This is a genomic window from Pseudomonas sp. ACN8, from assembly GCF_002303925.1.
GTDB lineage: Bacteria > Pseudomonadota > Gammaproteobacteria > Pseudomonadales > Pseudomonadaceae > Aquipseudomonas.
On sequence record NZ_MRCS01000019.1, the window covers coordinates 92,405 to 110,100 of the forward strand.

Consider the following 17,696-nt stretch of genomic DNA (forward strand, 5'->3'; position numbering starts at 1 on the left):
TTAAAGGGAATTCAGGAACGCCAGCAACGCAGCGCGTTGCTCGGCATTGAAAGACAAAACCTGTTGCTGCGCCGCTTGTGCCTCGCCACCATGCCAGAGCACGGCTTCGAGCAGGTTGCGGGCACGGCCGTCGTGCAGGAACTGGGTGTGGCCGCTGACCGCCTGTGTCAGGCCGATGCCCCACAACGGCGGGGTACGCCATTGGCGACCGCTGGCCTGGAATTCGCTACGGTTGTCGGCCAGGCCATCGCCCATGTCATGCAGCAGCAGATCGCTGTACGGACGAATCTCTTGATTGGCCAGTTCAGGTTCGGCGGCATTGGCGGCGGTGGTGTATTTCGGTGTGTGACAGGTTTGGCAACCAGCCTGATAAAACAGGGTCTTGCCGGCCAGCACTTCTGGCGCGTTGACATTACGGCGGGCCGGCACGGCGAGGTTACGGCTGTAGAACAGCACCAGGCGCAGGATGTTGTCGCTGACTTCCGGCTCGCCATTGGGGCCGTTGCCACTGGGTGCCTGTTTGCAGGCCGTTTGCGCGTCCGTGCAGTCATCAATGGGTCTGAGGCTGGTCGTGAGCCCCATATCACCCGAAAACGCGTGGACATTCTGCTGGTTGAGGTTCGGTTGTCCGGCTTTCCAGCCAAATCGCCCCAGAACGGTCTTTTGCTGGGCGTCATCCCAGACCCGGTTCGGTTGTCCGCTGACGCCCTTGTTCGCCTTGGCCTGTGCCTCGGCGTTGGCCAGGATTGCTTCCTCGGGGATCGCTTCGAGCAGGCCCAGGCCAATCATCGGCGGCGCCACGCGGGCCGAGAAGCGGGTGTCGGGGTGCATCGGGCCGTAGCCCAACTGGGTGATGTTCAGGTTCGGTTTGCGCAACTCGACTTCGGTGCCGTCCTTGAAGCGAACCGGCACGGCGGTGTAATCGACCCGTACTTTGCCTTCGGGGGCCACACCGGGGACAGCCATGTCCTGGAACTGGCCGCCGTAGACGGGCTCCGGCACCACTCCCAACTGTTCGATGACCTTGGCATATGCCGGGGCGTCGGGAATCGACAGGCGTACCAGCATCGACACGGCGTTCACATCGTCGGGAGTCGGCGGATGGCCGCGGCCGTCCTTGATGTGGCAGCCCTGGCAGGCATTGGTGTTGAACAGTGGGCCGAGGCCATCGCGAGCGGTCGTCGTCGATGGAGCGATCACCCAGGGGCTGCGGAAGAAGCTGTTGCCGACGCTGAAATCCACGCGCCGTGACGGCGGCAGGTTCGCCGAGGGCATGGAAAACGCGTTCTGATCGGTCTTGCGCACCGTCGCACTGCCGCCGGAGCGGGCTTCACCGGGTTCGGCCCGGGTGAATTTCGGGGCGTCATCGCAGGCACTCAGGCCCAGAGCCAGAAACAGTGCGGACAAGCGAAGAGGCAGCGAGGGCATCAGACATCCTGCAAGACGAGCAAAACAAGGGCGCAAAGTCTAACAGGGGATGGGAATTTGAATAAGAGGAATTATCGTTTGCTTGATGTGGGACAGGTAATTTGGCTTGCCCATAACCCCCTGTAGGAGCGAGCCTGCTCGCGATTGCAATGTGTCATCCAAAACTGATGTCGACTGACATGGCCCTATCGCGAGCAGGCTCGCTCCTACAGTTGTTTGTGTTATGGCCGACAAAAAAGGCGACCCGAAGGTCGCCTTATTACTCACTCAGCCAGCGTTGATCAGAATTCGTGATCAGCGTTGTCCGGGTTCAGGTCGTTGATGCCCAGTTTGCCAGCGGCGGCTTCGATCGAACCGGTCTGCTTGACCAGGGAAGCGATGGCGTCACGGACGATCTGGTTGCCAGCGGTGTTGCCGGCTGCGATCAACTGGTCGTAGTGCTCACCCTTGTTGGCGTGGTCGACCATGATCTGAAGCTTGGCTTCGGTGGCGGCCAGGTCGTCTTTCAGCGCGGTGTCGGCAGCCGGATCGGCTTTGGCCACCAGGGACGACAGGCTGGCGCCGGTCATTTTGGTGCCGTCGACGCGAGTGTATTCGCCCAGGTACACGTTACGAATGCCTTTGGCATCGTAGAAGTGCGAGTTGTGGGTGTTGTCGCTGAAGCAATCCTGTTCGTCTTCCGGGGAGTTGGCTTCCAGGGAAACCTTCATGCGCTCGCCCGCCAGTTCACCCAGGGACAGGCTGCCCATGCCGAACAGCATTTTGCGCAGGCCGGTTTCGGCCGGTTCTGCTTCCAGGGTGGCGCGGTAGTTGTCGGCCACGTTCGGCTTCCAGTTACCGACCATTTCTTCCAGGTCGCTGACCAGCAGCTGAGTCACGGACTTCAGGTAGGCACGACGACGATCGTTGTGACCGCCGGTAGCGCCTTTGCCTTCCAGGTAGTCCGAAGCCGGACGGTTGCCGGCGCCAGGGCCGGTGCCGTTCAGGTCCTGGCCCCAGAGCAGGAATTCGATGGCGTGGTAGCCGGTGGCGACGTTGGCCTCGGAACCGCCCAGCTCGTTCAGGCTGGCGAGTTTTGCCGGGGTGATGTCTTTGACATCGACCTTGTCTTCGCCGATCTGCACTTGAGTGTTGGCGATGATGTTGGCAGTGGCACCCGGGTTGCCCAGGGCGTGTTCGTAGGACTTGTCGACGTAGTCGATCAGGCCTTCGTCCAGCGGCCAGGAGTTCAACTGACCTTCCCAGTCGTCAACGATGGTGTTGCCGAAGCGGAACACTTCGCTCTGCAGGTAAGGTACGCGAGCAGCAACCCAGGCAGCCTTGGCGGCTTTCAGGGTGTCGGCGTTCGGCTTGGCGAGGAAGGCGTCTACGGCGGTTTGCAGGGTCTTCGCGGTGGATTCGGCATCGCTATAAACGGCGAACACGATGTCGGCGTAATGGGCGACAACGGCTTTGGCGGCGGCTTCGTCGACTTTACCGACGGCAGCAGGCGCAGCGGCTGGAGCAGCCGGGGCAGCCGCAGTGCTGGCAGCTGGCGCGGCAGCTTTTTCTTGGTCTTTGCCTTCGCCGCAACCGGCGAGGGAAATAGCGATGGCCAACAGACTGGCGGTAGCCAGAGGCATACGAATCATGGCGAACATCCTGCTTCGATAGGGGTGGAGTCGTGCTATGCACACGTAAAACTGCGACATAATGCAAATCTTTCGCATTATGTGTAAAGGGTTGTACCTGTAAATATTTCTTATTCACTGTGGGAGCGAGCCTGCTCGCGATGGACGTGAACGATGACGCGTTCATTCTGAATGAGCGTATTGCTCTCAGGTTCATCGCGAGCAGGCTCGCTCCTACAGGGGATTACAAAATAGCGGCGTTGCTGCGTTGGGCCTGCTTGAGGTAAACGGCCAGTTCCCGTGCCGGCAACGGCTTGCTGTAGTGATAGCCCTGACCTTCGTGGCAGCCTTCGGAGATGATGTAGGCCTCTTGCTCGGCGGTTTCCACGCCTTCGGCAATCACCTGCATGCCCAGGCTCTTGCCCAGCTGGATGATGGCGCGAACGATGGTCGCATCGTCGTCGTCATCGAGCAGGTCCTGGACGAAGCTCTTGTCGATCTTGATCTTGTCCAGGGGCAGGCTCTTGAGATAGCTCAAGGACGAATAGCCGGTTCCGAAATCGTCGATGGCGATCAGCGCGCCGGAGCGGCGCAGGCTGAGCAAGTGCTGGGCCGCGGTGCTGATGTCTTCCATCAGGCCGGTTTCGGTGACTTCCAGTTCCAGGCTGCGCGGTGGCAGGCGGTACATCTGCAGCAGGTTGTTGACCACCCGTGGCAGTTCGGCGTGGTGCAATTGAACCGTAGACAGGTTCACCGCCATGCGCAGGTCGGAGAAGCCCTGGTCATGCCACTCGCGGAGTTGTTTGCAGGCCTGGTCCAGCACCCATTCGCCGATGGCAATAATGGTGCCGTTCTGCTCGGCCAGCGGGATGAACAGGTCCGGCGGCACCATGCCGTGCTCGGGGTGTTGCCAGCGAATCAGGGCTTCGACGCCCACCACGCGGTTGTCGCGGTAGCTGATCTGCGGCTGGTAGACGAGGTAGAACTGATTGCGTATCAACGCATCGCGCAGGTCTTTTTCCAGTTCGCGGCGGCGGCGCATTTCGGTGTCGACGCTGGCGATGTAGAACTGATAGCGGTTGCGCGAGCGGGTCTTGGCCAGCGTCATGGTCTGCTCGGCCTTTTGCAGCAACTTCTCGGTGCTGTCGCCGTCCTCGGGGAACAGGGTGATGCCGATAGTGGCGCGCAGGCGGATCTCCTGATGGTCGAGGGCAAACGCCGCTTCCAGGTCATCGAGAATGCTTTGCGCGAGCTCGGCGGCTTCGTAGGGCTGCTCGATATCGGCCTGGACCAGGGCGAACTGGTCGCCACCGAGGCGGGCGAGGGCGCCCAGGCGACCGCTGTGACCGCGCAGGCGATCGGCCAGGGCCAGCAACAACTGGTCGCCGGTCTGGTAGCTGAACTGCTCGTTGATGCCCTTGAAGTCATCGAGGCCGACACACAGCACCGCGACCCGGCGCTGCAATTTGCCGGCGTCGATGAGAATCCTGTCCAGTTGCTGCTGCAATTGCTGCCGGTTCGGCAGTCCCGTCAGGAAGTCGTACTGGGACATGCGCAACAGGCTGTTTTCCGCTTCGTGACGCAGATGGGTATTGCGTTCGATGGATTCGAGCAACTGGTTGGCGGTGTTGATCCATATACCCAGTTCGTTTTTCTCGTGCCCCTTGAGCAGCGGAATCTTGTGTTCGCTGGGACGATCCGGATTGATTTCCGTGAGGTGCTCGATGATCCGCGACAGCGGCTTGGTCAGCAGCCAGTGGTAGACCAGGTACAACACCAGCCCCATGGCGAGTGCGCGCAGGACGCCCGAGATGAAGATGATCACCGAACTGACAATGAACCCTTGGCCGTAGGTGGCGGTATCGAGGGTGATGCTCAGGTCGCCGTAATACTCGCTATAAGGGCCGCGACCGACCAGTTGGGTGGTGAAGGTGCGTTCCTTGCCAAGAATCGGGTCGGTCAGCCAGCGGCTGTGGGAGTGCTGCAATTCGCGTTTTTTTTGCGCGAGCATGGCTTCGTTGGGATGGCCGATGGACGCCTTGCGCACGGCGGCGTCCTGAAACAGGCCTTCGATCACTTGCATGCCCATTTCCCGGTCCAGGCTATAGACGGCCTGGGTCGAGGGGTCGCGAAACATGTCGAGGATCCGTTCGGCATCGCTGGCGACGGCCTGGCGTGTTTTATAGGCATCGAACACAATCTGCGCGCAGCTCAAGACCACGCCGACGATCAATGCCGACAGGAGCACGACCCGGAGCAACTTCACCGACAAGCTGTTCTTGAGTTCCAGCTTCAAAGGGTTATTCCTTGTTCCGTGCGGGTAGCATCAAGTTGCCATGAGTATTGGCAATCCCGTGATGGCAGTCAAAGGGACAATCATCCTTGTGGGATTTTGCCTGCAGCTTGGCCGATTTGCAGGTGTCCTGGCGAGTTAGCCTATTCGTACTGTGTCGGTTGTCGAGTCCTTCAACTTGAGGGGCGGGGTGGAGATATTTTCCTTCTGTTTGATGTTAGCCGTCTGTGGCGGTGGGGCAAGGGGGTGGCGGCTTATGGTTTCGCCCTTACGGCGAGTCCCTTTTAACAAGCGCCCGGCCCTGTAGGAGCGAGCCTGCTCGCGATGGACGTCAACGATAACGCGTGCTGCCTGAATGCCCGCGTTGTCCTGGCGTTTTTCGCGAGCAGGCTCGCTCCCACATGGGATGGCGCGGTGTAGGAAAGCGCCAGAAGTTTCCCACGCAGTTTTCAGGTTGTCCGTCGGAAGCGGGCTGAATAACCTTTGGTGATCGCTGAAATGCTTCAGCGATCGGGTGTGAGAACCCGCAAGAGAGTGTTAATCCAGCGCCAGTACCACCATAATTGCCGCCAGCTTATCCGCTGCCAGCAATGCTTTATGGCGGCTGTGTGCGGGCAGACCTCGGTCTGGCCGGATTGCTCTCTTGCCGGTTTCTCACTCCGCACATAGCTGCCACCTCTTCGCTCGCGTGAGAAACGGCGAGAGATGGCTCCAATCGATAAGGAGCATGTTTTGGATAAGTTAATCCCTGATCCGCCCTACACCACCACCAAACCCTACAGCCCTCGCACCATGTTCATGATCGTCCCCGACATGGACACTGAAAGCCTGCTTGCCCATGCCTGTGAATCACTGGCTTCAGCCAATGTCATGGCGAGTGATTTCGCCACCTGCCTGACTGGCCCCCAGCGCAACACGGCGCTGGCCATTTCGCAGATTGTCATGTTGGCGGAGTTGGCGGTGAATCGCGCGTTGGATAACGTCGATCCACGGTAGCTGGCAGGCTGACCGCGTCATCGTTCATCGCGAGCAAGCTCGCTCCCACAGTAGTCCGGTGTAGACCGATCCAATGTGGGAGCGAGCCTGCTCGCGATGGGGCTCTGCCGAACGCTGAAAATCCCGGGCAATAAAAAACCCGGCTAAAAAGCCGGGTTTTTTGTCTGGCATCGAGCTTAAGCGGTGAAGGTTTTGCCTTCGAACTGCTCAGCCACGAATTTCCAGTTGACCAGGTTCCAGAACGCTTCGACGTACTTCGGACGCAGGTTGCGGTAGTCGATGTAGTAAGCGTGTTCCCAGACGTCGCAGGTCAGCAGCGGGGTGTCGCCGTTGGTCAGCGGGTTGCCGGCGCCGATGGTGCTGGCCAGGGCCAGGGAACCGTCAGCCTTCTTCACCAGCCAGCCCCAACCGGAACCGAAGGTGCCGATGGAAGTCTTGCTGAACTCTTCCTTGAACTTGTCGAACGAACCGAAAGCTGCGTTGATGGCTTCAGCCAGAGCGCCGGTTGGTTGACCGCCAGCGTTTGGCGCCAGGCAGTTCCAGTAGAAAGTGTGGTTCCAGACCTGAGCGGCGTTGTTGAAGATACCGCCCGAGGAAGTCTTGACGATTTCTTCCAGGGTCTTGCCTTCGAACTCGGTGCCTGGCACCAGGTTGTTCAGGTTCACGACGTAGGTGTTGTGGTGCTTGTCGTGGTGGAACTCCAGGGTTTCCTTGGAGATGTGCGGCTGCAGGGCATCGTGTGCGTACGGCAGTGGCGGCAATTCGAAAGCCATGATGATTCTCCTAATCAGGTCAGTTGCGGTGAGCGCAAGGCCGATCACGGGCGGCCAGACAAGCGCCGGGGAGTTTGTACTCTTTGCGGCGCAGGGAGTCGGATCATAGCACCGGGGGGGCGGCATAACCACGCAACAACTGTGTGGAATAGAGGTTCCGCCAATCAGATGGCCGCGATCAATTGCAGCGCTACGGCAAACATCATCACCGCCACCAACAGATCGAGAATTCGCCAGGTGCTGGGGCGAGCGAGCCAAGGTGCCAGCCATGCTGCGCCGAGTGCCAGGGTGAAAAACCACAGCAGCGAGGCGCTGGCCGCACCTACGACATAGGCGCCGGGCTCGGTTTGTTGGGCGCCCAGAGAGCCGATCAGCAAAACGGTGTCCAGATAGACGTGCGGGTTGAGCAAGGTCACCGCCAGCGCGCTGAGCATGACCGCCCGTAGCGAGCGTACGGTCTGGCCTTCGCCCTGCTCAAGGCTCTGCCTGGAAAAAGCCCGGCGCAGCGCCTGGCTGCCGTACCACAACAGGAACGCTGCGCCGCCCCAGCGGGCGATGGCCAGCAGCGTCGGGTTCTGCGCCAGCACGGTCGCCAGGCCAAACACCCCGGCGGCCACCAACAGGGCATCGCAGGCCACGCAGAGCGCCGCCACCGGCAGGTGATGTTCACGCCGCAGGCTTTGCGCCAGGACAAACGCATTCTGAGTGCCGATCGCCATGATCAGGCCGAAGGCCACAAGCAGGCCGTTCACATAACTTTGCCACATGATTTTTTACTCCGCGTTGGCTGCCAGATCCCGCAGCACTTGCAGGGCTCGGTCGGCGTCGGCCTGGCCGACGAACAAATGGTCGTGGTAGTAGCCGGCAATCACGTTGCAGCTGATTCCGGCCTTGCCCAGTGCCGTGGCGAACGCGGCGGTCAGGCCGACCGCTTCGAGGGCCGAATGTACGTTCAGGGTGATCCAGGCGGCGATGTAGTCGAAGCTGAATCCGGCTTTTTCGGCGTGGGAACGTTCGAGGATCACGGTCAGGCCTTCCTGTTCACGGAAGCTGCCGACAATCTCCAGATCCCTGGGCAACTTGCCGTCTCGCAGGGTGCAGAACACGTATTCGCCGGCGTTGAGTTGCGGGCTCATGCTGCGCAGCAGCGTTGCCAATGAAGTTTCGCCAGCCATATGGGTGATCCTTGTTCAAGAGTTCTTGCTGGTCATTGTCCTTGTGAAAGCTGTATAAGAAAAACCAATCTTTCTGATCGCTCATTAGGAAAACTGATGTTCGACTATAAATTGCTTTCTGCCTTGGCCGCTGTGGTCGAACAGGCCGGTTTTGAGCGGGCGGCCCAAGTGCTGGGCTTGTCGCAATCGGCGATTTCCCAACGCATCAAGCTGCTGGAGGCGCGGGTTGGCCAGCCGGTGCTGGTGCGGGCCACACCGCCAACGCCGACGGAAATCGGCCGGCGGTTGCTCAACCACGTGCAGCAGGTGCGTTTGCTTGAACGGGATCTGCAAAGCCTGGTGCCGGCGCTGGATGAAGAGGGCCTGCCGGAACGCCTGCGGATCGCCCTGAACGCCGACAGCCTGGCCACATGGTGGGCGCAGGCGGTGGGCGAGTTTTGCGCCGAGCAACATCTGTTGATGGATCTGGTGGTCGAAGACCAGACCGTCGGCCTCAAGCGCATGCGCGCCGGTGAGGTGGCGGCCTGTGTCTGTGCCAGCGAGCGCCCTGTGGCTGGCGCGCGCAGCGTGTTGCTGGGGGCCATGCGTTACCGTGCGCTGGCCAGCCCCGCTTTTATTGCCCGGCATTTTCCGCAGGGCGTACGCGCCGATCAGTTGGCCCGGACCCCGGCGCTGGTGTTTGGTCCGGACGACTTCCTGCAGCATCGCTACCTTGCATCCCTCGGCGTCGAGGGTGGATTCGAACACCATTTATGCCCGTCCTCCGAAGGGTTCATTCGTCTGACGGAAGCCGGGCTGGGCTGGGGTCTGGTCCCGGAGCTGCAGGTGCGCGAGCAACTGGAAAGGGGCGTATTGCAGGAGCTGCTGCCAGATAAGCCGATCGATGTGCCGCTGTACTGGCATCATTGGCGTAATGGCGGTCAGTTGCTGGGGCTGCTCACCGATCAATTGGTCAGCGCATCGAAGCAATGGCTGGTGCCCTTGGACTGACGCGCAGCGTCAAGACCTCACGTAATACGCAAAACGAAATATTCGGAGCAATTCATGAAGATTCTGGTTACCGGCGCAAGCGGCTTCATCGGCGGGCGCTTTGCGCGTTTTGCCCTGGAGCAGGGCCTGGACGTGCGGGTCAACGGTCGCCGGGCCGAGAGTGTGGAGCATCTGGTACGCCGCGGTGCGGAGTTCATCCAGGGTGACTTGAGCGATCCGGAACTGGCGCGCGAGCTGTGCTCGGACGTCGAGTCCGTGGTGCATTGCGCCGGTGCTGTCGGTTTGTGGGGGCGTTATCAGGACTTCCATCAGGGTAACGTCCAGGTCACCGAAAACGTGGTCGAAGCCTGCTTGAAGCAACGGGTTCGGCGGCTGGTGCATTTGTCGTCGCCGTCGATCTACTTCGATGGTCGCGATCACTTGGGCCTGACCGAAGAACAGGTGCCCAAGCGCTTCAAACATCCTTACGCCGCCACCAAGTACCTGGCCGAGCAAAAAGTCTTCGGTGCCCAGGAGTTCGGTCTCGAAACCCTGGCCTTGCGCCCGCGTTTCGTCACCGGAGCCGGCGACATGAGCATCTTCCCGCGCCTGTTGAACATGCAACGCAAGGGACGCCTGGCAATCATCGGCAACGGTCTGAACAAAGTTGACTTCACCAGCGTGCAAAACCTCAACGAGGCATTGCTCAGTAGCTTGCTGGCCAGCGGTTCTGCGTTGGGCAAGGCCTACAACATCAGCAATGGCACGCCGATACCCCTGTGGGACGTGGTCAATTACGTCATGCGTAACATGGAAGTCCCACAGGTCACCCGCTACCGTTCCTACGGCTTGGCCTATAGCGTGGCGGCGCTCAATGAAGGCGTGTGTAAGGTGTGGCCGGGGCGTCCCGAACCGACGTTGTCACGCCTGGGCATGCAGGTCATGAACAAAAATTTCACCCTGGACATCAGCCGCGCGCGGCATTATCTGGATTACGATCCCAAGGTCAGCCTCTGGACGGCGCTCGATGAATTCTGTGGCTGGTGGAAAGCCCAGGCTGTTCGCTGACGCTGGAACAACGTCCCCTGACTGAACCGGATTCGGCCTTGGGGGTCAATGGTTGCGGCTGTGGGGTTTATACTGCGCGGCATAAAGCCATTATGTGATTCACTAAGGTTGATTCAATGTCCATGCGAAACGATGCCAACGACGACTTTGATGATGTGCCGAGCTTGCGTGCAGACGTTCTCGATGACGACTTTGCGCCCACCGCCCGCACGGTCGTGCACTCGCGCACGGCGCCGGTGGTGAAGGTCAAGGCGGTGAGCACCGGTGCCTTGTGGGCGCTGGTCGGGGCGTTGTTCTTTGCCTTCGCGGGCCTGGCCTGGTGGAGCTTTCAGCAGATATCCCTGATGGAACAGCAACTGGTGGCGACCCAGGAAAGCTTCGCGCGAATCAGTGAGGAAGCGGCAGGGCGCCTGCAGGATATTTCCGGCAAGGTTGTCGCCGGCCAGACCAGTGTCAACACCGACAGCGAGGCCTTGAAGCTGCAGATCCGCCAGCTGGAAGGCAAGCTCCAGGACCAGAATGCCCGGCAGCAGGGTGTTGCCGGCCAGGCCTCGGACCTGGACAAGCGACTGGCGCAAATGACCGCGCAAACCACCGAACTGGACAAACGCCTGGCGCAATTGACTGCCCAGGACACCGAACATCAGGCGGCCAATACGCAGTTGCAGGCCCAGGTCAAAGCCTTGAGCGCTGAATTGGCCGCCCTGAAAAGCGCCCCGTCGGACTCGGAAAAACTCGATGCACAGTTGAAAAGCCTGGGTGCCGATATTGTCGCACTGAAGAAACAAGGCAACCCGAGCGCAGCGATCGAACGTCTCGAGCAAGACATGATCGTGCTCAAGAGCGTGCAGGACAACCGTCCGGCAGTCGCGCAGGGTTCGGCCAACACCGCCGAGTTCGATGCCTTCCGCAGCCAGGTCACCCGTAACATCAATACCCTCCAGGCGCAGATCCAGAACCTTCAGCAGCAACTTCGCGCCCGGCAGTAATTGACCGCTACAGGAACATCAAAAGGATCCATACATCCCCCCATTGCCGTCTACGCTCCTGAAACACCATCAGGAACGAGGGATGCGCAATGGGGTTTGTGTACAGGTTCACCTTGCTGTGCGGCATGTTTTTGTTGTGCCTGGGCCAGGCGCAAGCCTCCGGGACGGAAAAGGACGACAGCAAGGCGGCCATTGCCCTGCTGGAAAAAGCCCTGGCCTACTACCACCAGAATGGCGACCAGGCCCTGGCGGCGTTCAGTCGCCAGGGTGAGTTTGTCGACAAGGACCGTTATGTCTTCGTGCTCGATACCAAGGGCTTGATGCTTGCCAGTGGCGGGCCGTCGTCGGCGCTGATTGGCCGGGACGTATCGCAAGTGCTCGGGCCGGATTTGCAGAAAACCTTCAAGGACGCCCTGAAGGTACCGGAAGGCAATGGCATTCAGCAGGCGGAATATCGCTGGCAGAACTGGAACGACGGCAAGGTCGAGCGCAAGCACGTCTACTACCAGCGCATCGGCCAGCGGATTCTGGCGGTCGGTTATTACTTGCCACGGGCTTCCGCCGAACAGGCCATGGCCTTGCTGAACAAAGCCGCGACCGATCTGGCCAAGGACGAAAAGGGTACCCTGACGGCGATCAATTCCCTCAAGGGCGGCTACCTGCAGGATGACCTGTATGTGTTTGTCGTCGACCTGGACACCCGGCGTTACGTGGCCCACGGCACCAACCTGCGGTTGATCAATACCGACTTCAGCAAGATCGTGGACCCGGAAGGCAAACCGGTGGGCGAGCCGATTCTGGCATTGATGGCCCAGCAGGATAACGGCGAATATGAATACCGCTGGAAAAACCCGGTGACCGGCAAGGTCGAGAACAAACATGCCTACCTGAAGAAGGTCGGGCATTTTCTGGTGGCGGTCGGGTATTACAGCCCTTGAATGGTAGTGACTGTTAGACCGCCTTCGCGAGCAGGCTCGCTCCCACATTAGACCGGGTTGTCCATAAGTACGCGGTCATCTGTGGGAGCGAGCCTGCTCGCGAAGGCGGGCGACTCGGTCTGGCTACCGAACCTTGTCCTCACGCCCACGCAACAGCATGTTCGGCATGGCGATCGCCGCCACCAGCCCCAGCAATGAAACGGCAGCGCTGACCGTCAGCAAGTGCCGGAACGTCAACAACAACTCGGCACGCAAGGCGTTCTGCGTATTACCTGGCGCGGCATTCAAACCGTCCAGCAGCACATTCCCCGAACTGCCTTCGGCAATCAGCGACGAACCGGCCAGGTGCGCGAAACTCGAATCCTGCAACAACGCCAACAACAGCGCCGACATCAATGCCACGCCGACAGCTCCACCCAGCGAACGGAACAGATTGGTGGTGCTGGTGGCGACGCCGATGTCCCGCTGTTCTACCGAGTTCTGCGTGCCGACCAATGACGTCGGGAACTGCATGCCGGAGGCAATCCCGCAGAGCAGCATGAACAGACTGCTCACGAGAAACGCCTGCGGCGGGCTGAACGCCATGCCGATAATCGAGACAGGCATCAGCGCCGCACCGGCAAGGATCATCGGTTTGTAGCGCCCGGTCACCGAGGTGCGACGGCCGGCGAAATACGCGCCGATCGGCAAGCCCATGGCCAGGGGCAGCAGGTGCAGGGCGGCGCTGTCGGCACCGGCGCCGGTGACGCTCTGGAAACGCAGCGGCATCAATACGATCAGCGAGATGGCCTGGAAACTGGTGAAGAAAATCGTGCACCAGCACAGGATCGCGTTGCGGTTGGCGAACAGATGCATGGGCAACAACGGCTCCCGCGCCCGCCGCTCATGCACGACGAGCAGCCCCAGTACCAGCACCGCACAAGCCAGCAGCGCCAACACTTCGGCGCTGCGCCACGAATGGCCCTGGCCGACCTGGGTGATGCCCAGCAACAATGCGGTCAGCCCGATGATCATCAGCACGGTGCCCAGGTAATCGATGATCGGTTTGCGTTGCGGAATCGGCAGCCCCACCAGCGTGCGATGGGCCACCAGCCAGGCACCCAGGCCTAGTGGCAGATTGATCAGGAACACCCAGCGCCAGGACAGGTATTCGGTCATGTAGCCGCCAAGCACCGGGCCGGCTACGCTGGCCACGGCGTACATGCTGCTGAAATAGCCCTGATAACGACCGCGCTCCCGTGGCGGTATGATGTCACCGATGATCGCCTGGCTCACCGAAATCATCCCGCCGGCCCCGATGCCCTGGAGGATCCGCGCCAGCACCAGTTGCTCCATGCTCTGGGCCATGCCGCAGAACACCGACGCCAGGGTGAACAGGCCCATGCCGAACAGCATCAGCTTGCGCCGCCCGTACAAATCGCCCAGTTTTCCGTAGATCGGCACCGCCACGGTCATGGCCACCATGTAGCCGGAAATCACCCAGGCCAGAAGGCTGACGTCCTTGAATTGCGCGGAAATGGCCGGCATCGAAACGGCGACGATGGTCTGGTCCAGCGCTCCGAGAAAGATCGCCAGCATCAGGGCGATCAGCACGCTGCGAATGGCCGGTTTGGGCGTTTCAGGCTGGTGGAGATTGGTCACGGGAAAACCTGCGGGCAGTGATTGACCCGCAAGTTGCAAGGCGAGCGGGGATGCTCGCCAGTGTAAGTCGATAGCAAGCTATTCGATAGCCTCGTAGGGAAGCCCGACGTAGTTTTCTGCAATGGTTTTGCGACCCGCTTCGGAGCCGACAAAATACTCCAGCTCCGACTCGGCAATGCGCTGGCTAAAGGCATCGTGGTCGTCGAAACGGTGCAGCATCGAGGTCATCCACCAGGAAAACCGTTCGGCCTTCCACACGCGGCGCAGGCAGATTTCCGAGTATTTCTCCAGCAGATCAAGGCGATCTTCGCGGTAAACCTTGAGCAGGATGTTGAACAGCGTACTGACGTCACTGGCCGCCAGGTTCAGGCCCTTGGCGCCGGTGGGGGGGACAATGTGTGCGGCATCACCGACCAGGAACATCCGCCCGTACTGCATGGGTTCGACGACGAAGCTGCGCAGCGGCGCGATGCTTTTTTCGATGGACGGACCCGTTACCAGTTTGTCCGCCAACTGTTGTGGCAGTCGCGATTTGAGCTCGTCCCAGAAGCGTTGATCCGACCAGTTATCCACATGATCGCTGGTGGGCACTTGCAGGTAGTAACGAGTGCGTGTCGGTGAGCGCATGCTGCACAGGGCAAAACCGCGCTCGTGGCGGGCGTAGACCAGCTCTTCGTGGACCGGCGGGGTATCGGCCAGGATCCCGAGCCAGCCGAAGGGATAGATCCGTTCGAAGACTTTCAGGCTGTCGGCGGGAATCGATTGTCGCGCCACTCCATGGAAGCCGTCGCAACCGGCGATGTAGTCGCAATCGAGACGATACCGTTCGCCGTCTTTCTCAAAAGTGACAAACGCTTCGTCGGTTTTCATGCCGTGGGGAACGACGTTGTCGGCTTGATAAATCGTCTGCGCGCCGGCCTCCCGACGAGCGGCCATCAGGTCACGGGTGACCTCGGTCTGGCCATAGATCATCACCGTCTTGCCGCCGGTTAACGCTTGCAGATCGATGTGTACCTGGCGTCCGTCGAGGGCCAGTTCGAAGCCGTCGTGGACCAGGCCTTCTGCGTCCATGCGCTGACTCACGCCAGCCTGACGCAACAGCTCTACCATGCCTTGCTCAAGCACGCCGGCGCGGATTCGGCCGAGTACATAGTCCGGGGTCTGACGTTCGAGAATGAGGGTGTCGATGCCGGCGTTGTGCAGCAATTGGCCAAGCAACAAGCCAGAAGGGCCAGCACCGATAATGGCAACTTGAGTTTTCAGCGTTTTCATTGTTTTTATGACTCGCAAGCTTCACGTGGCCAGGGCCGGTGAATGATTTTTATGGATCGAGTGCTTGCATTTTTCCCTTGCGGGTCTGTCAATTGAAGGTGAAAACTGAGCCGATAGCTGTACATTCTGCCAATCGGTGCGATTATCGCCCGTCATCTACTCCGAGGCCTGGATTGAAGTGATGAACAAGCCTGACCTGCCTTCGATTCCAGTGTTCAAGCTCTACGGTGAAAGCCTGGATTGGCCGACCCCGGACTTGCTGCACTGTGAAACCATTTCCAAACGCAGTCGCGAACATCATTGGGAAATCAAACCCCACCGCCACGCTGATTTGTGCCAGTTGCTCTTCGTATTCAAAGGTCAGGCCGAGCTTGAAATCGAAGGCAAGCGAACGCAACTGGTGGAACCGGCCATCCAGATCCTGCCACCGCTGTCGGTGCACGGCTTTCGCTTTTCCGAGGACGTGGAAGGGTTTGTCGTGACCCTGGCCGCGCCGCTGATCGCCCACCTGCAGATGCAGTTGGGGCAATCGGTCAATGCCTTGGCTCAGTCCGAAAGCTACCCGGCAGGCAAGGACGCCGAGTACCTCAACAGCTTGTTCAGCGCCTTGCAGAACGAATACACCAGCCACCAACCGGCGCGGGAAATGCTCATGCATTCGCTGGTCAGTGTGATCGTGGTGTGGGTCAGCCGCCAGGTGATCCAGCGTCGCACCGCCATGGCGCGACCGCAGCGGGCCCGGGAATACCTCAACGGGTTTATTCAGTTGGTGGAAGAGACCTATCGCCAGCACGTCAAGGTCGAGGATCTGGCGCACCGGCTGGGGATTTCCGTGTCCCACCTCAACGGCACCTGCCGTGAGCTGGCGGGGCAACCGGCGTTGCAGATCATGCACGAACGGCAATTGCTGGAGGCCAAGCGTTTGCTGACCTACACCAGCATGACCATTTATGAAATGTCCGACGTTTTGGGGTTTTCCGATCCGACCAACTTCACGCGCCTGTTCCGGCGTCGTGTGGGAATTTCGCCCAAGGCGTTCCGCGACCGCCTGAAGGCCGATCAGGGCAATGAAGCCTGACCCCCTTCGTTACCGGAGGGCGTTGAGGGTGGCGTTATGGGGGATGCAGCGTTCGAAGTTGCAGCTCGCGGCTTCGCGGGGCAGGTTGCGCAGTTGCTCGACGCGCCAGGCCGCAGCGCCATAAAGCCCGAGCGTGACCGCACAGGTGATGAAAATCGCGAGGTATCTTCTTGTTCTGATGTTCATGGCGTTGACCTCTGAACGAATACCTTTCGGTATTACTTTGAGCATAGGTCAGCGCGGGTGAGTTACCAGCAAAGCGGGTACGGCAATTGACGCGGTATTCAAAACGCTGATGAACCCATGTAGGAGCGAGCCTGCTCGCGATAGCAATCGTTCATTGACGAAGATGTTGACTGATCCAACGCTATCGCGAGCAGGCTCGCTCCTACAGTTTTAATCGGGTTACAGGCCCACATCCCACGCCGGTTCCTCCGGAAACCTCACCACCAGAAAATCCAGCAAGCTGCGCAGCGCCGCCGGCATGTGCTTGCGCGAGGCATACACCGCATACACGTTCATTTGTCGGGGTTCGGCCGTCGGCAGCAGGCGAATCAACTCGCCGCTGTGGATATGCACGCCAGCCTGATACGTGGGCAGCATCGCCACCCCGGCACCGGCGATCGTTGCGCGCAGCAGCGTACTGGCCTCGTTGGCGCTGATGTTGCCCTGCACCGGTACAGAAACCTGCTCGCCGTCCTGCTCGAAGTGCCACAGGCTTTTGCCGAAGTAGGAATGGGTCAGGCAATTGTGCAGGCTCAGGTCCTCGACCCGTAGCGGCGCAGGGTGCTCACGCAGGTAAGCGGGGGAGGCGCAGATCACCGAGCGGCAAACCGTCAGGCGGCGGGCGATCAGGTTCGGGTCCAGGTCGTTGCTGGTGCGGATCGCCAGGTCGATGCGCTCATCCACCAGGTTCACGGTGCGGTCGAGCATCTGCATATCGATGCTGACACCGGGGTAACGCTTGACGTAGGCGGCCATGGCATCGGCCAGTTGTGCCTGACCGAACGAAGTGCTGACGCTGATCCGCAGCAAACCGCGCGGTGCGTCATCCGGTTCGCTGACGGCGGCTTGCATGTCGGTGGACAAATCGAGCATCTGCCGACAGCGGGGCAGGATCTCGTTGCCGGCGGCGGTCAGGCTCAACTTGCGCGTGGTGCGATGCATCAGGCGCGCGCCGACCCAGTCTTCCAGTTCCGCCAGATACCGCGACACCACCGGCCGCGACAGCTCCAGATGATCGGCGGCGGCCGACTGACTGCCGAGGTCGACCACCGTGACGAACACACGCATTGCTTGAAGACGATCCATGATTTGCCCGCTTTCAGAAACAAACTATGTTCAAGCATCGCATTTTTTGTACTGAGTCAGGCAACTAAGCTCTGTTCCACTGTAGGAGCGAGCTTGCTCGCGATGGATTCGAAGACGCCACGTTTAACCGGTAACCCGCGTTATCGTTAACGACC

The 17,696-nt window shown here is 60.2% G+C and carries 16 protein-coding genes; 6 read left to right on the plus strand and 10 right to left on the minus strand.

The window, feature by feature from the left end:
• The 3 genes from BSF44_RS13050 to BSF44_RS13060 all read right to left on the minus strand — a co-directional run bounded on the left by BSF44_RS13050 (position 1) and on the right by BSF44_RS13060 (position 5,334).
• A complete protein-coding gene (locus BSF44_RS13050; protein ID WP_095943853.1) occupies positions 1 to 1,428 on the minus strand; it encodes a di-heme oxidoredictase family protein in 1,428 nt (475 codons plus the stop codon).
• Between the two features lie 281 nt (positions 1,429 to 1,709).
• Complete coding sequence (locus BSF44_RS13055) at positions 1,710 to 3,059, minus strand: imelysin family protein (protein WP_095943854.1); 1,350 nt, start codon at positions 3,057 to 3,059, stop codon at positions 1,710 to 1,712.
• Positions 3,060 to 3,282: 223 nt separating this feature from the next.
• Complete coding sequence (locus BSF44_RS13060; protein WP_095943855.1) at positions 3,283 to 5,334, minus strand: bifunctional diguanylate cyclase/phosphodiesterase; 2,052 nt, start codon at positions 5,332 to 5,334, stop codon at positions 3,283 to 3,285.
• Between the two features lie 729 nt (positions 5,335 to 6,063).
• Between BSF44_RS13060 and BSF44_RS13065 the strand changes: the two genes are divergently transcribed.
• Positions 6,064 to 6,327: a DUF6124 family protein gene (locus BSF44_RS13065; RefSeq protein WP_095943856.1), complete on the plus strand. Its 264-nt coding sequence runs from the start codon at positions 6,064 to 6,066 to the stop codon at positions 6,325 to 6,327.
• 176 nt (positions 6,328 to 6,503) lie between these two features.
• Here BSF44_RS13065 and BSF44_RS13070 read toward each other — a convergent pair whose 3' ends face one another.
• The 3 genes from BSF44_RS13070 to BSF44_RS13080 form a co-directional block, all read right to left on the minus strand.
• Positions 6,504 to 7,100 (minus strand): superoxide dismutase, encoded by a 597-nt coding sequence (locus tag BSF44_RS13070; protein WP_008022038.1) that lies wholly within the window; start codon positions 7,098 to 7,100, stop codon positions 6,504 to 6,506.
• A gap of 164 nt (positions 7,101 to 7,264) precedes the next feature.
• Positions 7,265 to 7,867: a LysE/ArgO family amino acid transporter gene (locus BSF44_RS13075; protein ID WP_095943857.1), complete on the minus strand. Its 603-nt coding sequence runs from the start codon at positions 7,865 to 7,867 to the stop codon at positions 7,265 to 7,267.
• Between the two features lie 6 nt (positions 7,868 to 7,873).
• Positions 7,874 to 8,275 carry an ACT domain-containing protein gene (locus BSF44_RS13080; RefSeq protein ID WP_095943858.1) on the minus strand — a complete coding sequence of 134 codons (402 nt, stop codon included), beginning with the start codon at positions 8,273 to 8,275 and terminating at the stop codon, positions 7,874 to 7,876.
• Between the two features lie 96 nt (positions 8,276 to 8,371).
• Between BSF44_RS13080 and BSF44_RS13085 the strand changes: the two genes are divergently transcribed.
• The 4 genes from BSF44_RS13085 to BSF44_RS13100 all read left to right on the plus strand — a co-directional run bounded on the left by BSF44_RS13085 (position 8,372) and on the right by BSF44_RS13100 (position 12,239).
• Positions 8,372 to 9,265, plus strand: a complete 894-nt coding sequence (locus BSF44_RS13085; protein WP_056726114.1) for a LysR family transcriptional regulator ArgP — start codon at positions 8,372 to 8,374, stop codon at positions 9,263 to 9,265.
• A gap of 54 nt (positions 9,266 to 9,319) precedes the next feature.
• Positions 9,320 to 10,312 (plus strand): NAD(P)-dependent oxidoreductase, encoded by a 993-nt coding sequence (locus BSF44_RS13090; protein ID WP_095943859.1) that lies wholly within the window; start codon positions 9,320 to 9,322, stop codon positions 10,310 to 10,312.
• A 116-nt stretch (positions 10,313 to 10,428) separates the two neighbouring features.
• Positions 10,429 to 11,301: an ATPase gene (locus tag BSF44_RS13095; RefSeq protein WP_095943860.1), complete on the plus strand. Its 873-nt coding sequence runs from the start codon at positions 10,429 to 10,431 to the stop codon at positions 11,299 to 11,301.
• Between the two features lie 89 nt (positions 11,302 to 11,390).
• Entirely contained in the window at positions 11,391 to 12,239 is an 849-nt protein-coding gene (locus tag BSF44_RS13100; RefSeq protein WP_095943861.1) for a cache domain-containing protein, read from the plus strand.
• A 123-nt stretch (positions 12,240 to 12,362) separates the two neighbouring features.
• Here BSF44_RS13100 and BSF44_RS13105 read toward each other — a convergent pair whose 3' ends face one another.
• Both BSF44_RS13105 and pobA read right to left on the minus strand, forming a co-directional pair.
• Positions 12,363 to 13,880, minus strand: coding sequence for an MDR family MFS transporter (locus BSF44_RS13105; protein WP_095943862.1), 1,518 nt, complete (start codon positions 13,878 to 13,880; stop codon positions 12,363 to 12,365).
• A gap of 78 nt (positions 13,881 to 13,958) precedes the next feature.
• On the minus strand, positions 13,959 to 15,143 hold the full coding sequence (gene pobA / locus BSF44_RS13110; protein WP_172435345.1) for a 4-hydroxybenzoate 3-monooxygenase: 1,185 nt from the start codon (positions 15,141 to 15,143) through the stop codon (positions 13,959 to 13,961).
• A 190-nt stretch (positions 15,144 to 15,333) separates the two neighbouring features.
• Here pobA and BSF44_RS13115 point away from each other — a divergent pair, with 190 nt between their 5' ends.
• Positions 15,334 to 16,230, plus strand: a complete 897-nt coding sequence (locus BSF44_RS13115) for a helix-turn-helix domain-containing protein (RefSeq protein ID WP_095943864.1) — start codon at positions 15,334 to 15,336, stop codon at positions 16,228 to 16,230.
• A 9-nt stretch (positions 16,231 to 16,239) separates the two neighbouring features.
• Here BSF44_RS13115 and BSF44_RS30330 read toward each other — a convergent pair whose 3' ends face one another.
• Positions 16,240 to 16,416 carry a hypothetical protein gene (locus BSF44_RS30330; RefSeq protein WP_007978514.1) on the minus strand — a complete coding sequence of 59 codons (177 nt, stop codon included), beginning with the start codon at positions 16,414 to 16,416 and terminating at the stop codon, positions 16,240 to 16,242.
• A gap of 219 nt (positions 16,417 to 16,635) precedes the next feature.
• Positions 16,636 to 17,541: a LysR family transcriptional regulator gene (locus BSF44_RS13120; RefSeq protein ID WP_218194551.1), complete on the minus strand. Its 906-nt coding sequence runs from the start codon at positions 17,539 to 17,541 to the stop codon at positions 16,636 to 16,638.
• Positions 17,542 to 17,696 lie beyond the last annotated feature (155 nt).

Excerpts from the sequence above, each read along its gene's own strand:
- BSF44_RS13080 (WP_095943858.1), bottom strand. The coding sequence starts at position 8,275 with ATGGCTGGCGAAACTTCATTGGCAACGCTGCTGCGCAGCATGAGCCCG.
- BSF44_RS13090 (WP_095943859.1), top strand. The coding sequence starts at position 9,320 with ATGAAGATTCTGGTTACCGGCGCAAGCGGCTTCATCGGCGGGCGCTTT.
- BSF44_RS13120 (WP_218194551.1), bottom strand. The coding sequence starts at position 17,541 with ATGGATCGTCTTCAAGCAATGCGTGTGTTCGTCACGGTGGTCGACCTC.
- BSF44_RS30330 (WP_007978514.1), bottom strand. The coding sequence starts at position 16,416 with ATGAACATCAGAACAAGAAGATACCTCGCGATTTTCATCACCTGTGCG.
- BSF44_RS13095 (WP_095943860.1), top strand. The coding sequence starts at position 10,429 with ATGTCCATGCGAAACGATGCCAACGACGACTTTGATGATGTGCCGAGC.
- BSF44_RS13070 (WP_008022038.1), bottom strand. The coding sequence starts at position 7,100 with ATGGCTTTCGAATTGCCGCCACTGCCGTACGCACACGATGCCCTGCAG.
- BSF44_RS13085 (WP_056726114.1), top strand. The coding sequence starts at position 8,372 with ATGTTCGACTATAAATTGCTTTCTGCCTTGGCCGCTGTGGTCGAACAG.
- BSF44_RS13075 (WP_095943857.1), bottom strand. The coding sequence starts at position 7,867 with ATGTGGCAAAGTTATGTGAACGGCCTGCTTGTGGCCTTCGGCCTGATC.
- BSF44_RS13055 (WP_095943854.1), bottom strand. The coding sequence starts at position 3,059 with ATGATTCGTATGCCTCTGGCTACCGCCAGTCTGTTGGCCATCGCTATT.
- BSF44_RS13115 (WP_095943864.1), top strand. The coding sequence starts at position 15,334 with ATGAACAAGCCTGACCTGCCTTCGATTCCAGTGTTCAAGCTCTACGGT.
- BSF44_RS13100 (WP_095943861.1), top strand. The coding sequence starts at position 11,391 with ATGGGGTTTGTGTACAGGTTCACCTTGCTGTGCGGCATGTTTTTGTTG.
- BSF44_RS13050 (WP_095943853.1), bottom strand. The coding sequence starts at position 1,428 with ATGCCCTCGCTGCCTCTTCGCTTGTCCGCACTGTTTCTGGCTCTGGGC.